Here is a 14,656-nt window from a genome sequence, read left to right on the forward strand (position 1 = left end):
ACGGGTCAGAAGGTCGGTACGACCAGGTCGGCGCGGTCCCGGGTGGCGGCGATGACGCGCGCGTTGGCCTCGTCGCTGCCGAGGGCCCACGCGCGGGCGGCGTCGGGGTCCTTGCCGAAGGCGACGTGGCGGGCGATCAGCCGGTCGTGACGCAGGGTCTCCCCCGGGTCGACGAACCAGGTCTCGTCCAGGAGTCCTTCGAGCGCGGCCCACGGACCCTCGCGCAGCAGCAGGTAGTTCCCCTCGGTGATGACCAGGGGCACCTCCCGCGGCACGGGCAGCGCCGAGCCGATCGGTTCCTCGATCTCGCGGCGGAACTCCGGAGCGTGCACGACGGCCTCCTCGCCGGAGCGCAGCCGCCGCAGCAGCGACACGTACCCGCCGGCGTCGAAGGTGTCGTGGGCTCCCTTGCGCTCGCGGCGGCCGAGCGCTTCGAGCACGACGTTGGCGTAGTGGTAGCCGTCCATGGGCACGACGACGCACAGCTGCGGTCCGAGGGCGGCGGCCAGTTGCGCGGCGAGGGTGGACTTCCCCGAACCGGGCGCTCCGACGAGGCCCAGCACGCGGCGCGGTCCCGTCGTCATCGAACGGGCACGTTCCACGAGGTCGGCGAGGTCCATCAGAACACCGTCCCCGGTTCGGCGGCGGGACCTTCGCCCGCCGCCTCGGCGGCGGCGGCGTCCACGACGGCACCCATCCAGCTCTCGCAGGTCCAGCCGTCCTCGGGTGACCCGGTCAGGGCGACGACCCCGGTGTTCTCCAGCCCGGTGGAGATGACGAACTGCGCGGACAGGTTCAGCGCACGCTCGCCCGCCCAGCAGCGGATCGCGGCACCGTGGCTGACGAGGGCGAGGGTGTCGACCCCGGCGGCGCGGGCGGCCGTGACGGCGTCGAGCACGGCGCGGTCGTAGCGGGCGAAGAACGCGTGCCCGTCCTCCGCGCCCGGTTCGGCGGCGTCGAGGTCGCCCTCGAGCCAGGCACCGACGACGCCGAGGTAGCGCATCACCGACGGTTCGTCGCCGAGCATCTCCAGGTCGCCGGCCTGGACCTCGCGCAGACCGTCGGCGACCTGCACCGGGAGGCCGAGGTGGGCGGCGAGGGGGGCCGCGGTCTGCTGGGTGCGCACCAGGGTCGAGGCCGTGATGGCACCGATCCCCTGCTCCCCCAGCAGGTCCACCAGCGCGGCGGCCTGGTCGCGCCCCAGGGCGGTGAGGTCCGCACCGGGTACGGCGGTGTCGAGGAGGTGCTCGACGTTGGAGGAGGTCTGACCGTGTCTCACGAGGTAGAGGCGCACGCCTCACCCTCTCAGAGCGACAGAACCCTCGGAGCACCCCTCAGAGCACGACGTCCAGGCGCCCCTGGGTGCTGCCGTTGAGCATCGTCATGAGGCGCAGCTGCACCTCGACCGGGACGGGCTCCTTGGCCGCGAAGGTCATGCGCCCGATCATGCGGCGCAGGTCCTCGGCGGTCAGGTCGCGCTGGTCGGAGACCATGCCGGCCGCGCGTTCGCGGTTGATCTCGCGGGCCAGGGAGGAGACCTGGGTGGAACCGATCTCGTGCGCGACCCCGGTTTCGTCCTGCCCGTAGAGGTGGCCGAGCAGGGTGCGGTCGGACTGGGTCAGCTCGTCCAACGGGTCCTCGTCGACCCAGTCCGGGCTGATCCGCTGGACGGGGGTGATGCCCGCCGTGCCGTCGAGGCGGGACGCGTTGCGCACCGCGGGTGCCGAGGTCACCGTTCCGATTCGCATGACCGTCTCCATTCGTAGCCCAGGGTGTCTGCTGTGTGACTCCCAGTGTTACCCGGGGCCATGATCGACCTGAGGGTCAGTCACCCGGATGGAGCAGTGGACGTCCGGGTGACCCCTGGATGGGCCACCCGGACGATCCGCTCACGCTGTGCTCGCGTGGGGCTCACGTGGGGCTCACGTGGGCTTCAGGACACCGGCTCGAGCACGAAGACCGGGATCTCCCGGTCGGTCTTCTGCTGGTAGTCGGCGTAGTCGGGGTAGGCCGCGACGGCACGCTCCCACCAGACCGCCTTCTCGTCGCCGGTGACCTCGCGGGCGGTGTAGTCCCGCCTGACCGCCCCGTCCTGCAGCTCCACCAGCGGGGTCGCGACGATGTTGTGGTACCAGACGGGGTGCTTCGGGGCGCCGCCCAGCGACGCCACGACGGCGTAGCGTCCGTCGTGCTCGACGCGCATCAGGGCCTGCTTGCGCAGCTTCCCGGACTTCGCCCCCTTCGTGGTCAGGACGACGACGGGCATGCCCCGCAGGTCGCCCGCCTCCTGACCGCCGGAGGCCTCGTACTTCTCGACCTGCTCGCGCACCCAGGCTTCGGGACTCGGTTCGTACTCACCAGTCAACGGCATGTGCGGCAGGCTAATCGGTGCCCGTGAGCTCCGCCGCGCGGGCCACCCCGAGCCGCGTCACGGCCTCCTCGAAGACGCCGGCCAGGTCGAGGCTGAACTGCGGGGACAGCAGCGGGCTGACGGTCAGACCGGCGGCCAGGCACTCGTGCACGTGCTCGAGCATGAAGCGGTGCCCGTCGGCCACGGTGTGGTCGTGGACCTCGACGTGCTCGGTGCCGTCGAGGCCGCTGCGGTGCACGGTGAAACCCGGCGCCGCGGGCAGCACGGGGTGGACCTCGATCCAGCCCTCGCTCGCCTCGATCCACGCCTTGGACGGGGTCCGCGCGGCCATCGTCGTCGACAGCGCGGCGATCGCGCCGGAGGGGAACCCCAGCGCCAGCGCGACCTGGCGGTCCACCCCCGTCGGCCCCAGCGACCCGGCGACCTGCACCTGGTCCGGGGTCCCCAGCAGGGTCAGCGCGAGGCCCACCGGGTAGGGACCGAGGTCGAAGAGGGACCCGCCGCCGATGGCCGGGTCGTGGAAGCGGGTGAGGGAGTCGGGAGCGGGGAAGCCGAAGTCGGCGTGCACCCCGAGCACCTCGCCGACGTCCCCGCGCTCGATCGTCTCCAGCAGCGCGATCGTCCCGGGCAGGAACCGCGTCCAGTACGCCTCGAGGAGGAAGACCGACCGTTCGCGGGCCAGGTCGAGCAGGTCGCGGGTGGCGGCGAGGCTCACGGTCATGGGCTTCTCCACGAGCACGGCCTTGCCGGCGAGCAGGGCCGCCCGGGCCGGGGCGTGGTGCTGCGGGTGGGTCGTCGCCACGTACACGGCGTCGACGGCGGGGTCGGCGAGCATGGCGTCCACGTCGTCGTAGGCGCTGATCCCCGTCCCCTGGTCCGCGGCGAACCCCTCCGCCCGCTCGAGGTCACGGGAGGTGACGGCCACCAACCGGCCCCCCGGAGCGAGCTCCAGCGCACGGGCCACCGTGCGGGCGATGCCCCCGGTCCCGACGAAACCCCAGCCGACGCTCACGTGTCTCCCCCTCGAACCTCAGGCAGGTGTCTCCTGCGGAACGTCAGCTTTGCGCGGCAGCGACTGCGACGCACCCGCGCGGCTCACCGTCACCGCGGCGACGCGGGCCGCCCAGTGCGCGGCGTCGAGCAGACCGGCCCCGTCGAGCAGGGCGTCCGCGAGCGCCGCGACGAAGCTGTCGCCCGCCGCCGTGGCGTCGACGAGGTCCGCGCGGACGGCCGCGACCTCGGCGTGCCCGCCCGGGGTGATGACGACCGAGCCGTGCTCACCGCGGGTGACGATCGTGGTGCCGGCGGGCCGGACGCGACGGGCCTGGGCGACGATCCCCTCGACGTCGCGGGCGGTGGGCTCGCCGGCGAGGACGGCGAGTTCACCCGCGTTGGGCACGAGCAGGTCGGCGCGGGCCAGCAGCTCGGCCGGCAACGGCCGGGCGGGGGCGGGGTTGAGCACCAGCAGACCGGTGCACAGCCGGGCCGCGGCGAGCAGGGCCTCGTCGGGCACCTCGCACTGCAGGAGGACGACGCGGGCGCTGCTGACGGCCTCGGCGGCGGCCTGCACGCGGGTCTCGTCCATCCGGTCGTTGGCCCCGGGGCTGAGCACGATCGTGGACTCCCCGCCGTGCACGAGCACGACGGCGACCCCGGTCGGGACGTCGAGCGCGGCGACGTGCTCGACGTCGACCCCTTCGCCGGCCAGCGCCGCACGCAGGCCGCGTCCCTCGTCGTCGTCGCCGAGCGCGGCGACCATCGCGACGCTGCGCCCGAGGCGGGCGGCGGCGACGGCCTGGTTGGCGCCCTTGCCGCCCAGCCCGCGTTCGGCGTCGGAGCCGCGGACGGTCTGACCGGCGGGCGGCAGCTCGTCGAGCCGGATCGCCAGGTCGGCGTTGACGCTGCCGACGACGGTGACGTCGTGCGTCTTCTCGGCGTGCGGCTTGCCGTGGCTGTCGTAGCTGATGCTCACGCGTGCTCCTGACGGACGGGGAGGACCCAGATGGCGGCGACGGCCGGGTCGCCGAGGTCGACGTCGCGCCCCTCGCCCACCCGGACCACGGTGGTTCCGGCGAACTCCCTGCGGTGCAGCACTTCCAGCGTCAGGTCGAGACCGATGCCGAGTTCGGCGAAGTAGCGGAGGACGTCCGGGTCGGCGTCGGAGATGCGGGCGACGACGCCTGTGCCGCCCTCGGGAACGTCGGAGAGGTTGTGCGCGCCCGGTTGCGGGACGGTCCCGTCGGGACGCGGGATGGGGTCCCCGTGCGGATCGCGTTCCGGGTGGCCGAGGCGGGCGTCGAGACGGTCGAGCAGGCGGTCGGAGACGACGTGCTCCAGGACCTCGGCCTCCTCGTGGACCTCGTCCCAGGAGTAGCCGAGGTCGGCGACGAGGAAGGTCTCGAGCAGCCGGTGCTTGCGGACGACGGCCAGGGCGCGCAGGCGGCCCTCGGCGGTGAGTTCGACCCCGCCGTAGCGCTCGTGGCTCAGCAGGCCCGCGTCGGTGAGCTTGCGCACGGCCTCGGAGGCGGTGGACGGCGAGACGCCCATGCTCGTCGCGAGCATCGAGAGGGTGATCTTGGCGTCGGACCACTCCCCCGCCGCGTAGACGGTCTTGAGGCAGTCCTCGGCCGCCGGGGTGGCCGCAGCGGTCGTCGAGGGGCGGGGCACGGGGAAAGCTTGCCACCCGGCGTGTGCGGGCAGGGTCGCAGCAGGTCGGCGGTTCCGAGTTCGGTGCGCCGAAAACGTGGTTACAGTGGACCGGTCAGCCGGAGGACCACCGGAGCAGCACCGACGGAGCAGAGGAGCGACCGTGCGCCGACCGTGGATCGACGTCGCCGACGTGGTGCTGAGCCTCGCCCTGCTGGTGGCCGCCGGTGCCGCCCTCGGCCGGGGCCGCCCCCTCGACGCCGGGGCCGCGCTCGTGCTGGCGCTGGCCTGGGGTGCGGTGGCCGCCGTCCGGATCCGCGCCCGCCGGCGCGCTCGGCCCACCCCTCCGGCCGGCCCTGCTGTCACAACTCCATCGGTTCTCCCAGCGGGTGCTCCGGGAACCTCCCGCCCAGCCACTCGCTGACGGAGTTCAGGGCGGGCACCGACCCCGCGTAGCCCTCGGCGTCGTCGACGGGCTCGTAGCCCATCGCCCGGCCCTCCTCGAGGGACCACCACCGGCGCGTGTTGTCCGAGACGCCCCAGATGCAGCGGTACCCCGCGGGTGGCGCCACCAGGAACGCCTCGACGAGGCGGGCCACGTCGTCCGGCGACATCCACGTCGCCAGGGCCCGCTCCCCGTTGGGTTCGGGGAAGCAGCTGCCGATCCGCACGGCGAGGACGTCGAGACCGGTCCGCGCGCCGAACAGCCGGCCCAGCGACTCGACCGCCGTCTTGCTCCACCCGTAGTAGGAGTCGGGCGGCGCGATGGCGTCCACGGCCAGGTCGGCCCCGGCGTCCAGGGTCGGGGCCATCCCGACGGCGTGGTTGCTGGAGGCGAGCAGGACCTTCGGGACCCCCGCGGCCCGGGCGGCGTCGAGCAGCACCCAGCTGCCGTGGACGTTGACCTCGAGGATCCGCTCCCAGGTGTCCTCCCCGGGGATCCCCGCGAGGTGGACGACCGCGTCGACGCCGTCGACCGCGCGGGCCACCAGCTCGCGGTCGACGACGGACCCGGTCAGGACCTCGGCGCCTGCGGGCACGAAGTCCGGGTCGTGGTCGAGGTCCAGCAGTCGCAGTCGGCGCCCCTCGCGCGCGAGCCGCGCCGTGAGCATGCGTCCGACGACCCCGTTCGACCCGGTGATGAGCAGTCGTTGCTCTCTCTGTGCCACGGCGGCAGCCTAGCCAGTGCGGAAAGCGCGTTCCCGGTCACCGCGCGCCCGACGGTGCCAGGATCCCCGGGTGGCTCCCGACGCTCCTGACGCACCCACCTCCGACCTCTCACCCGACCTCTCCTCGGCGTGGCGACGCACCCGCCCCCCACGCACGACGCTCCACCTGGACTCCGCCGCCGCCGGCCGCAGCAGCTGGGCGGTGCTGGACGCGACCGCCCAGCACGCCCGTCGCGAGGCCGAGCGCGGCGGCTACGTCGCCGCCCAGGAGGTCTCGGACCTCCTCGACGCGACCCGCCGGCACGTCCTCGACCTGCTCGGCTGGGCGGAGGGGATCGTCGCCTTCGTGCACAGCGCCGAGGACGCGTGGCGTCAGGTGCTGCTGGGCTGGCCGGGCGACCTGCCCGTCACCGTCGCCCACGCCCGGGGCGAGTACGGCCCGAACCTCACCGTCCTGCGCCGTCTCGGCATCGGCACCAGCGAGGTCGCCGGCCCGCACCGCCTCGACCCCGCCGCCTTCGAGGCCTCCCTCGCCGCGAACCGTCCCGACCTGCTCCACCTGACCTGGCTCGGCAGCCACGTCGGGACGGTGCAGCCGGTGGCGGAGGTCGCGGCGCTCGCCCGCGCGGCGGGGGTGCCCGTCGTCGTCGACGCCGCCCAGGCCTTCGGGCACGTCGACACGACCGGCGCCACCGACGTCGACGTGGTCTACGGGACCTCGCGCAAGTGGCTGGCCGGCCCGCGCGGGGTGGGTTTCGTCGCGGTCCGCGGCGACCTCGCGGACCGGATGGGCGGGCTGGAGCAGGCGGAGGCGCACGTCGCGGGCCGGGTCGGGTTCGCCACCGCGGTCGCCGAGCACGTCGCCCTCGGTCCGGCCGCCGTGCACGCCGGGCTCGCGGCCCTCGGGTCGCGGACGCGGCGACGCCTGGCCGACGAGCTCAGCGGGACGTGGGAGGTCGTCGAGGACCTCGACGAACCCTCCGCGACGGTCACGCTGCGCCCGCGGGAGGCGATCGACCTGGCCGGGTTGCGCGCCGAACTCATCGCGCGCGACGGCATCGTCACGACCTACGTCGGTCCCGAACGGGCCCCGGGCGAGATGACGACGCCGACCCTGCGGGTCAGCGGTCACCTCGACACCACCGACGAGGACGTCGACGCGCTGGCCCGGGCGTTGCTGCGCCGTTCCTGACGCGCGCCCGGCGGGCACCGCTGCCAGAGTGGGTGCCGATTCCACGCATCGAGGAGGTACGACGTGAAGGGCAAGATCATCTTCCTGGCCGCCGGGGCCACGGGCTACGTGCTCGGGGCTCGCGCGGGCCGGGAACGCTACGACCAGATCGCCTCGGCGGTCGGCCGCCTGTGGGGCAACCCCAAGGTCCAGTCCCGGGTCGGTGACCTCGAGGACAAGGCCGGCGACCTCGCGAAGCAGGCCGGTTCGCTGGCCCAGGAGAAGGTCGGCGCCGCCGCCGGTTCCGTCGCGGGTTCCGTGAAGGACAAGTTCAGCGGCAGCGGCGACAGCAGCACCAGCAGCAGCAGCAGCAGCAGCGACGACAGCAGTGACGCTCCCCTCGGGGAGCAGCACCACACCCGCATGCCGACGGACTAGTTCCGCGGAGTTCCGGGTGCGACGTGACGACGTGGCGCCGACAGTGGGGGCATGAGTTCTCCCACGGTCGGTGACCACGTCGTCTCGCGTCTGGGGCAGTGGGGCGCCCGACGGTTCTACGGCTACCCCGGCGACGGGATCGGCGGGGTGATCTCCGCCGTCGGCCGCGCCGTCGAGGCCGGGGACGCGGAGTTCGTGCAGGTCCGGCACGAGGAGACGGCGGGTTTCGCGGCCACGGCGGACGTGAAGTTCGGCGGCTCGCCCCTCGGGGTCGCCGCCGTGACGTCCGGACCGGGTGCCGTGCACCTCCTGAACGGGCTCTACGACGCGAAGCTCGACCACGTCCCCGTGGTGGCCCTGGTGGGTCAGACCGCGACGGCCGCCCTGGGCACCTCCTACTACCAGGAACTCGACCTGGTGCGCCTCTACGGCGACGTCGCCGGGGAGTTCGTCTTCCAGGTGACGAAGCCCGAGCAGGTGCAGCACGCCATCGACCGCGCCGCCCGCACGGCGCTGGAACGGCGCACCGTCACCGCGGTGATCCTCCCGAGCGACGTCCAGGACCTCGACGCCGTCCTGGAGGTTCCCGACGCCCACGGTTTCACCCACACCTCCGCCGTACCGGGGTCGCTGCCCGGCATCCCCCGACGGGAGGCGCTGGAACAGGCCGCGGAACTGCTGCGCTCGGGCAAGAAGGTCGCGATCCTCGCCGGGGCCGGAGCGCTGGGGGCGACCGCCGAACTCACCGCCGTGGCCGACGCCCTGGGGGCCGGGGTCGCGAAGGCGTTGCTGGGCAAGGCCGTCCTCGACGACACCCTCGACTGGGTCACCGGGTCCATCGGACTGCTCGGCACCCGCCCCAGCTACGACCTGATGCGGCAGTGCGACGTCCTGCTGATGGTCGGGACCACCATGCCGTACACGGAGTACTACCCCGCGCCCGGTCAGGCCCGCGCGGTCCAGATCGACGTCGACGGAACCCGCTGCGGGCTGCGTTACCCCACCGAGGTGAACCTCGTCGGGGACGCGAAGCTCACCCTGCAGGCCCTGCTGCCGATGCTGGCGGGGGCGGAACCCGACCCTGGGTGGCGCCGCGACATCACCCGGTGGAACACGACGTGGCGGGAGTGGGGCGAGGAACGCGCTGCGGCGAAGGCGGATCCGGTGAACCCGGAACTCGTCGTCCGCGGTCTGTCGTCCCGCTTGGAGGACGACCACCAGATCGCCGTGGACTGCGGGACGGCGACGAGCTGGTTCGCCCGCGACCTCGACCTGCGCCCGACGATGCAGGCCTCGTTGTCGGGGACGCTGCTGTCGATGGGTGGTGGCCTCCCGTACGCGATCGCCGCGAAGCAGGCCCACCCCGACCGGCCGGTGCTGGCCCTCATCGGCGACGGCGCGATGCAGATGAACGGGGTCAACGAACTCATCACCGTGGCCCAGCGGTGGCGGACCTGGTCCGACCCGCGGTTCGTCGTGGTGGTCCTCAGCAACCGGCAGTTGTCGTTCGTCGCCTGGGAGGCGCGGGCCCTGCAGGGCGAGGTCCCCTTCGACGCCGCGATGGACGTCCCCGACGTCCCCTACGCGGGCTGGTCGCAACTCCTGGGTCTCGGAGGCCGGCGGCTCGAGGACCCCGCCCAGGTCGACGACGTGCTCGAGGAGGCGTTCGCGGCGCGCCGGCCCTACGTCCTCGACGCCGTGGTCGACCCGAACGTCCCGATGATCCCGCCGCACGTCAGCCTGGACCAGCTCCTCGGGACGGCGAAGTCGCAGCTCAAGGGCGACCCGGCGGCGAAGGGGATCGTCGTCGAAGGCGTCCGTGAGACGATCGGCGCCGCGGCCCGGGCCCTGGGGAAGCACCTGCCCGGTGACTAGTTCCGGAGGTCACCACGTGCACTGGAGAGCGGCGCGGCTCGCCGACGGTCCCGCGATCGCGGAACTCCGGGTGGACGTGCTGCGCGAGTCCCTCGAGCGGGTCGGGCGTTTCGACCCGACCCGCGCCCGGGCCTACTTCCTGGGTTCCTTCGCTCCGGAGTTCACCCGGGTGCTCGACGGCCCGGAGGGGATCGTCGGCTCGATCGCGGTGCGGCCGAGCCCCGAGGGCACCTGGATCGAGCACTTCTACCTCGCGCGGGACCTGCAGGGAACGGGGCAGGGCGGGGCGGTGCTCGCGGACGTGACTGCCGCGGCGGACAGGACGGGAACCACGCTGCTCCTCGACGTCCTCGTGGGCAGCGACGCCCGTCGCCTCTACGAGCGGCACGGCTTCGTCGAGGACCACACGGACGGCGTCGATGTGATCATGGTGCGACCACCTCGGTGAGGGTAGGCTAAGCTCCGTCCGTGCCTCTTCTCCTGAACCGCCGACGCCTGCTCGCCGGCGCCGGCCTGAGCCTCGCCGGCGCCACCCTCACCGCGTGCGGGTCGTCGGAGTCCACCGCGGACGGCGCCGAACCCGCCTCCACCGCAGCCGGTTTTCCGTTCCGCTACCGCCACGCCTTCGGCGAGACCGTCGTCGAGGCCCCCGCGACCCGGGTCGCGGTGCTGGGGGTCACCGACGCCGACCCGCTGCTGGCCCTCGGCGGGCAACCGCTCACCAACACGGGATTCACCTTCTACCCCGAGACCGGTCTCGGCCCCTGGGCCGCGGACCTGCTCACGGGTGACCTCGTGAAGATCGACTCCGACACCGAGTTCAGCGTCGAGCAGATCGCGGCGCTGCGACCCGACCTGATCCTCGCGCTCGTCTCCGGCATCGACCAGGCGTTGTACGACCAGCTCTCCCGGATCGCCCCCGTCCTGGCCCGGCCCGTCGGGAGCACCGACTACGGCACCGACCGCAGCGCGAACACGCTCACCATCGCCGCCGCCCTGGGCCGGAGCGAGGAAGGACAGGCCCTCGTCGAGACCGCCGACGGGGCCTTCACCGACGCCGCGGCCGCCCACCCGGAGTTCGCCGGCCGGACGGCCCTGGTCGCCCTGCCCTACCAGGGCAGGTACGGGGTGTTCACCCCCGGTGACGCCCGGGGCGCCTTCATGGCCGACCTCGGTTTCGTCCTGCCCCCGGCGGTCGCCGCCCTGGACACCGGGGACAGCTTCTTCATCGACCTCTCCGCCGAGCGTCTGGACCTGCTCGACGCCGACCTGCTCGTGGTGCTGACCGACGACGCCGACCGCGCGGAGGTGCAGGCCGACCCCGTCCTGCAGCAGTTGCCGGTCGTGCAGCGCGGTGGGCTCGTGCTGCCCAGCGTCGACGAACGCGGAGCCATGACCTACAACAGCGTCCTGTCCGTGCCCTACGGCGTGAACGCCCTCGTCCCGCAGTTCGCGGCGGCGCTGGCCTAACCCTCCCGGGAGGCCAGCACCTGCCGCAACACCCTGTGCGGCAACACGTACCAGCACACGACGATGAGGGTGGCGACCGCGCCGCCGGCGACCCAGCCGGCGACACGACCGCCGATCACGTCCGCGACCAGCAGCACCCCGCCGGACACGACGACCCCCACCGTGGCCATCCCGGCCTTCGCGAACGCGGTGCCCGCCGCGACGAGACGTTCCTTCGAGCGCTGCCGGAACAGCGCCCGGTGGTAGCCGACGGGGGCGATGAACAGGACCACGGCCGTGACGGCCAGCAGCAGGACCACGACGTAGACGGTCACCTGGTAGCGGTCCAGCGACTCGAACCGGGACTGGAACGGCAGCGTCAGCAGGAACCCCGTGAGCAGTTGGACGCCGGTCTGGACGACGCGGAGTTCCTGCAGCAGCTCGACCCAGTTCCGGTCCATCCGTTCCGTCGGGGTCTCGTTGCGCAGTCCCGCGTAGGGGTCGTCGGGATCGAGGGGGGTCACGACCGGCCGTCCGTCGAGACGGCGACGAGCTTGTCGACTGTGCGCAGGTTCCGCGTGGTGACCACCGGCTTCCACCGCCTCGCCGCAGCGAGCTTCGCGAACGGGGTGTCGGTGCTCGAGCCCTTGGGGCAGCGCCAGTACGCGACGTCGCCGGCCAGCGCCACGGACTCCTGCTCGTTCGCGGTGTGCGACGCCACGAGTTCCGCGAGCTGCCCCTGGTCCGAGGCGAAGACGCAGTACGGGTGGTCGACGTCGTCGTGGCGGGCGAACGGGTACCCCGCAGCGATCTCCGCCAGGCGGTCCGGGGTCAGGACCACGACCCAGGCGTCGTAGCCGAACGCGTCCCGCAGCGCCTCCTCGACCTCACCCTTCACCGTCTCCCGGTCCTGCGACGGCGCGACGAGCGTGACGTTGCCGCTGGCGAGCACCGAACGGACCCCGGTGAAACCGGCCCGGCCCAGTGCGGCCGAGAGCGGCGCGCTCTTGATCGTCACGCCGTTGACGTTCACCCCGCGCAGCAGGACGACCCACCTCACGAGGACTCCCCCGCCGAGGTCGCCACGTCCGGACCGTCCATGCCCCCCACCCTGCCGGGGTGCAGGTCCGGCGGCAACACGTCCCTGGACAGGCACGCCCCCGTCGCGTCAGGCTCGGCGCATGACCGACACCACCGGTATCCGCCTCGGCATGGTCGTCCTGGACACCCCCGACCCCCGTGGCCTCGCCACCTTCTACGCGGGCCTGCTCGGTTGGGAGCTCGACCCGGAGGACACCGCCGACGACTGGGTGACGATCCGCGGCGACGGCGGCGCCCCGATGGCGTTCCAGCTGGCCCCCGACCACGTCCCGCCGACCTGGCCCGCCGGCGAGGTTCCCCAGCAGTTCCACCTCGACCTCCTGGTCGCCGACTACGAGAGCACCGAACCGCACGCCCTGGCCCTCGGCGCGACCCCCGTCCAGGACGACGGCGACCACCCCGGGTTCCGGGTCTACGCCGACCCGTCCGGCCACCCGTTCTGCCTCTGCCTGGACCACTGACTCAGCGGATCGGGTGGACCAGCACCTCACGGGGCCCGAACCGGGTCAGCGGTTCCTCGGCCACCACGTGCCCGAGGAGTTCCCGTCCGGGGTCCGACATGGTCGTGAAGCCTCGGCGACGGTAGAACGGCCCGTTCCAGGCGACGTCGGCGAAGGTCGTCAACGTGACGCCGGTGAAACCCCGGTCGGCGGCCCGGTCGAGGACCGCCGCCAGCAGAGAACTCCCCACCCCACGACGAGCGGCGGCGGGGTGCACGGACACCTGCTGGAGGTGCGCGAGCCCGTCGACCCGTTCGACCCGCGCGAAACCCACCGGCGGCGCGCCGGCGACGAGCACGAACTCCGCGGCGCGCAGCTCCTCCACCGACGAGACGTCGTCGGGGAGCTCGACGCCGAGGTCACGGAACAGTCCGTCCGCGGCCCGCTCCACCGCGGGCAGCAGGTCCCAGTCGCCGGGTCCCGCGAGACGGACGGTCACAGCGCGGTCGGAGGTCACAGCGCGGTGGCCCGCAGCGCGGCCTCGTACTGACGGCGGGCGAACACGCACCGCACCGCGCCCAGGTCCCCGTCGCCCGGCGTGCCGCGGAACTCCGACCAGGTGACCTTCGCGTCGGTCACCGTGACCGCGGCGGTCAACGGCCCGCACCCGAAGTCGCCGCAGGTGCAGCCGAGGACGCCGGTCCGGCCACCCGCGCCCAGGACCGGCTCACCGAGGAAGTGCCGCGCGGGCCAGCGGACGCCGAGATCGGCCAACCCTGCGTGCATGTCCGATGCGATGAGTTCGCGGAACGGGACACCGTCGACGACGGGTTCGACGGTCGGCAGCCGTCCGATCCCGAGCTCCTCGACGGCGACCCGGAACTCGACGTGCCGCACGACCTCGTCCACCTGCCCAAGCTACGACGTCGGCGCGGGCCGGTCCACGCCGTTTCCCGTCCCCGGCGGACCGGGCGGTCGTGTCGGAGGGCCCGGCAGAACGGCGGGACCAACTCCGTTGCGAGCGACTGGGCGGTGGCGGCGTGAACCCGTCCCGACGTCCGGCAGGATCGTGGACGTGGAACTCCCGGACGTCGTCGTCGCTCGTGCCCTCGAGTCCGGCCCGCAGGGCAGCGACTGGGTCGCCGCGCTCCCGGCGCTCGTCGCGGAGCTCGAGGACCGCTGGCGGATCCGGGTCACCGAGACGCTGGCCGGGGGGACGGGTGCGTTCGTCACCCGCGCGCTGACCGGGGACGGCACGACGGTCGTCCTCAAGGTCCCCGTCCCGGGTCTGTACGACGACCGCGTCGTGCGGGTGCTGACCCGGGCCGACGGGGCGGGCTACGTGCGCCTGCTGCGCCACGACGAGCGGGCGCTGCTGCTGGAACACCTAGGCCCGTCGCTGGCCACGACGGGGCGACCGGTCCGCGAGCAGATCGAGCGGCTGGGACGGTTGCTGCCGACGGCGTGGCAGCGCCCCGGAGACCACGACGCACCGTTCGACAAGGCGGCCGGTCTGCTGGAGTTCGTGGCGGACCGCATCGACGGGTGGGAGGGTCCGGCGCTCGAGCGGGCCCTCGAGTTCGCCCGGCGCCGCTCCGCGGCCTTCGACCCCGAGCACGCCCTCGTCCTGCACGGGGACCCGGCGCCGGCGAACACGCTGACCGTCCCGGAACCTCGACGCGGCGCCGAGCTCGGTGTCGTCTTCGTCGATCCCGACGGCTTCACGGGCGACCCTGCCTACGACCCCGGGGTGGCGCTGCGCGACTGGTTCCCGCAACTGCTCGCCGCGCGCGACCCCGCGGACCTGCTCCGCGGCTACTGCCGGACCCTGGCCACGGAGTCCGGTCAGGACCCGCAGACCGTCTGGGAGTGGGGTTTCCTCGAGCGGGTCTCGACCGGCCTGTACGCACGCTCGCTGGGTGCGGAGGACCTGGCCGCCCCGTTCCTCGAGACCGCCGCCCGGCTGGCCCCGGACGTCTGAGTCGTACGGTGGCGC

The 14,656-nt window shown here is 73.5% G+C and carries 19 protein-coding genes; 7 read left to right on the forward strand and 12 right to left on the reverse strand.

The annotated features are described in order from the left end of the window. Positions 1-5: 5 nt before the first annotated feature. The 8 genes from ACFQ46_RS08610 to ACFQ46_RS08645 all read right to left on the reverse strand — a co-directional run bounded on the left by ACFQ46_RS08610 (position 6) and on the right by ACFQ46_RS08645 (position 6,186). Positions 6-620 (reverse strand): nucleoside/nucleotide kinase family protein, encoded by a 615-nt coding sequence (locus ACFQ46_RS08610; protein WP_380259081.1) that lies wholly within the window; start codon positions 618-620, stop codon positions 6-8. Further along, positions 620-1,294, reverse strand: coding sequence for a histidine phosphatase family protein (locus ACFQ46_RS08615; RefSeq protein WP_380259082.1), 675 nt, complete (start codon positions 1,292-1,294; stop codon positions 620-622). The genes ACFQ46_RS08610 and ACFQ46_RS08615 overlap by 1 nt, the downstream gene beginning before the upstream one ends. 40 nt (positions 1,295-1,334) lie before the next feature. Beyond that, positions 1,335-1,748, reverse strand: a complete 414-nt coding sequence (locus tag ACFQ46_RS08620; protein ID WP_380259083.1) for a hypothetical protein — start codon at positions 1,746-1,748, stop codon at positions 1,335-1,337. Between the two features lie 185 nt (positions 1,749-1,933). Beyond that, on the reverse strand, positions 1,934-2,371 hold the full coding sequence (locus tag ACFQ46_RS08625; RefSeq protein WP_328292598.1) for a nitroreductase family deazaflavin-dependent oxidoreductase: 438 nt from the start codon (positions 2,369-2,371) through the stop codon (positions 1,934-1,936). 10 nt (positions 2,372-2,381) lie between these two features. Beyond that, positions 2,382-3,383 (reverse strand): Gfo/Idh/MocA family protein, encoded by a 1,002-nt coding sequence (locus ACFQ46_RS08630; protein WP_380259084.1) that lies wholly within the window; start codon positions 3,381-3,383, stop codon positions 2,382-2,384. A gap of 18 nt (positions 3,384-3,401) precedes the next feature. Further along, entirely contained in the window at positions 3,402-4,343 is a 942-nt protein-coding gene (locus tag ACFQ46_RS08635) for a ribokinase (RefSeq protein ID WP_380259085.1), read from the reverse strand. Further along, positions 4,340-5,038 carry a metal-dependent transcriptional regulator gene (locus ACFQ46_RS08640; RefSeq protein WP_328292601.1) on the reverse strand — a complete coding sequence of 233 codons (699 nt, stop codon included), beginning with the start codon at positions 5,036-5,038 and terminating at the stop codon, positions 4,340-4,342. The genes ACFQ46_RS08635 and ACFQ46_RS08640 overlap by 4 nt, the downstream gene beginning before the upstream one ends. A 341-nt stretch (positions 5,039-5,379) precedes the next feature. Further along, the gene (locus ACFQ46_RS08645; protein WP_380259086.1) at positions 5,380-6,186 is read right to left on the reverse strand and encodes an NAD-dependent epimerase/dehydratase family protein; all 807 of its coding nucleotides are present in this window, start codon (positions 6,184-6,186) and stop codon (positions 5,380-5,382) included. A 70-nt stretch (positions 6,187-6,256) separates the two neighbouring features. Between ACFQ46_RS08645 and ACFQ46_RS08650 the strand changes: the two genes are divergently transcribed. From ACFQ46_RS08650 to ACFQ46_RS08670, 5 genes are all read left to right on the forward strand, one after another. After that, the gene (locus tag ACFQ46_RS08650; protein ID WP_380259087.1) at positions 6,257-7,378 is read left to right on the forward strand and encodes an aminotransferase class V-fold PLP-dependent enzyme; all 1,122 of its coding nucleotides are present in this window, start codon (positions 6,257-6,259) and stop codon (positions 7,376-7,378) included. A gap of 63 nt (positions 7,379-7,441) precedes the next feature. After that, positions 7,442-7,795 (forward strand): YtxH domain-containing protein, encoded by a 354-nt coding sequence (locus ACFQ46_RS08655; protein ID WP_380259088.1) that lies wholly within the window; start codon positions 7,442-7,444, stop codon positions 7,793-7,795. A gap of 51 nt (positions 7,796-7,846) precedes the next feature. Continuing rightward, a complete protein-coding gene (locus ACFQ46_RS08660; RefSeq protein ID WP_380259089.1) occupies positions 7,847-9,670 on the forward strand; it encodes a thiamine pyrophosphate-requiring protein in 1,824 nt (607 codons plus the stop codon). A 16-nt stretch (positions 9,671-9,686) separates the two neighbouring features. Beyond that, the gene (locus ACFQ46_RS08665) at positions 9,687-10,118 is read left to right on the forward strand and encodes a GNAT family N-acetyltransferase (protein WP_380259090.1); all 432 of its coding nucleotides are present in this window, start codon (positions 9,687-9,689) and stop codon (positions 10,116-10,118) included. Positions 10,119-10,138: 20 nt separating this feature from the next. Further along, positions 10,139-11,140 carry an ABC transporter substrate-binding protein gene (locus ACFQ46_RS08670; protein ID WP_380259091.1) on the forward strand — a complete coding sequence of 334 codons (1,002 nt, stop codon included), beginning with the start codon at positions 10,139-10,141 and terminating at the stop codon, positions 11,138-11,140. Here the strand turns inward: ACFQ46_RS08670 and ACFQ46_RS08675 are convergent. Further along, positions 11,137-11,643, reverse strand: coding sequence for a DUF6328 family protein (locus tag ACFQ46_RS08675; RefSeq protein WP_380259092.1), 507 nt, complete (start codon positions 11,641-11,643; stop codon positions 11,137-11,139). The genes ACFQ46_RS08670 and ACFQ46_RS08675 overlap by 4 nt on opposite strands. Continuing rightward, positions 11,640-12,179 carry a DUF1697 domain-containing protein gene (locus tag ACFQ46_RS08680; protein WP_380259093.1) on the reverse strand — a complete coding sequence of 180 codons (540 nt, stop codon included), beginning with the start codon at positions 12,177-12,179 and terminating at the stop codon, positions 11,640-11,642. The genes ACFQ46_RS08675 and ACFQ46_RS08680 overlap by 4 nt, the downstream gene beginning before the upstream one ends. A 121-nt stretch (positions 12,180-12,300) precedes the next feature. Between ACFQ46_RS08680 and ACFQ46_RS08685 the strand changes: the two genes are divergently transcribed. Next, complete coding sequence (locus ACFQ46_RS08685; protein ID WP_380259094.1) at positions 12,301-12,681, forward strand: VOC family protein; 381 nt, start codon at positions 12,301-12,303, stop codon at positions 12,679-12,681. 1 nt (position 12,682) lies between these two features. Here the strand turns inward: ACFQ46_RS08685 and ACFQ46_RS08690 are convergent, their stop codons facing one another. Both ACFQ46_RS08690 and ACFQ46_RS08695 read right to left on the reverse strand, forming a co-directional pair. Beyond that, the gene (locus ACFQ46_RS08690; RefSeq protein ID WP_380259095.1) at positions 12,683-13,159 is read right to left on the reverse strand and encodes a GNAT family N-acetyltransferase; all 477 of its coding nucleotides are present in this window, start codon (positions 13,157-13,159) and stop codon (positions 12,683-12,685) included. 14 nt (positions 13,160-13,173) lie between these two features. After that, positions 13,174-13,569, reverse strand: coding sequence for a hypothetical protein (locus ACFQ46_RS08695; RefSeq protein ID WP_380259096.1), 396 nt, complete (start codon positions 13,567-13,569; stop codon positions 13,174-13,176). 166 nt (positions 13,570-13,735) lie between these two features. Between ACFQ46_RS08695 and ACFQ46_RS08700 the strand changes: the two genes are divergently transcribed. Beyond that, positions 13,736-14,641, forward strand: a complete 906-nt coding sequence (locus ACFQ46_RS08700; RefSeq protein ID WP_380259097.1) for an aminoglycoside phosphotransferase family protein — start codon at positions 13,736-13,738, stop codon at positions 14,639-14,641. The last annotated feature ends 15 nt before the right edge of the window (positions 14,642-14,656 follow it).

Origin of the sequence: Kineococcus sp. GCM10028916, from assembly GCF_042674865.1 — a bacterium.
GTDB lineage: Bacteria > Actinomycetota > Actinomycetes > Actinomycetales > Kineococcaceae > Kineococcus.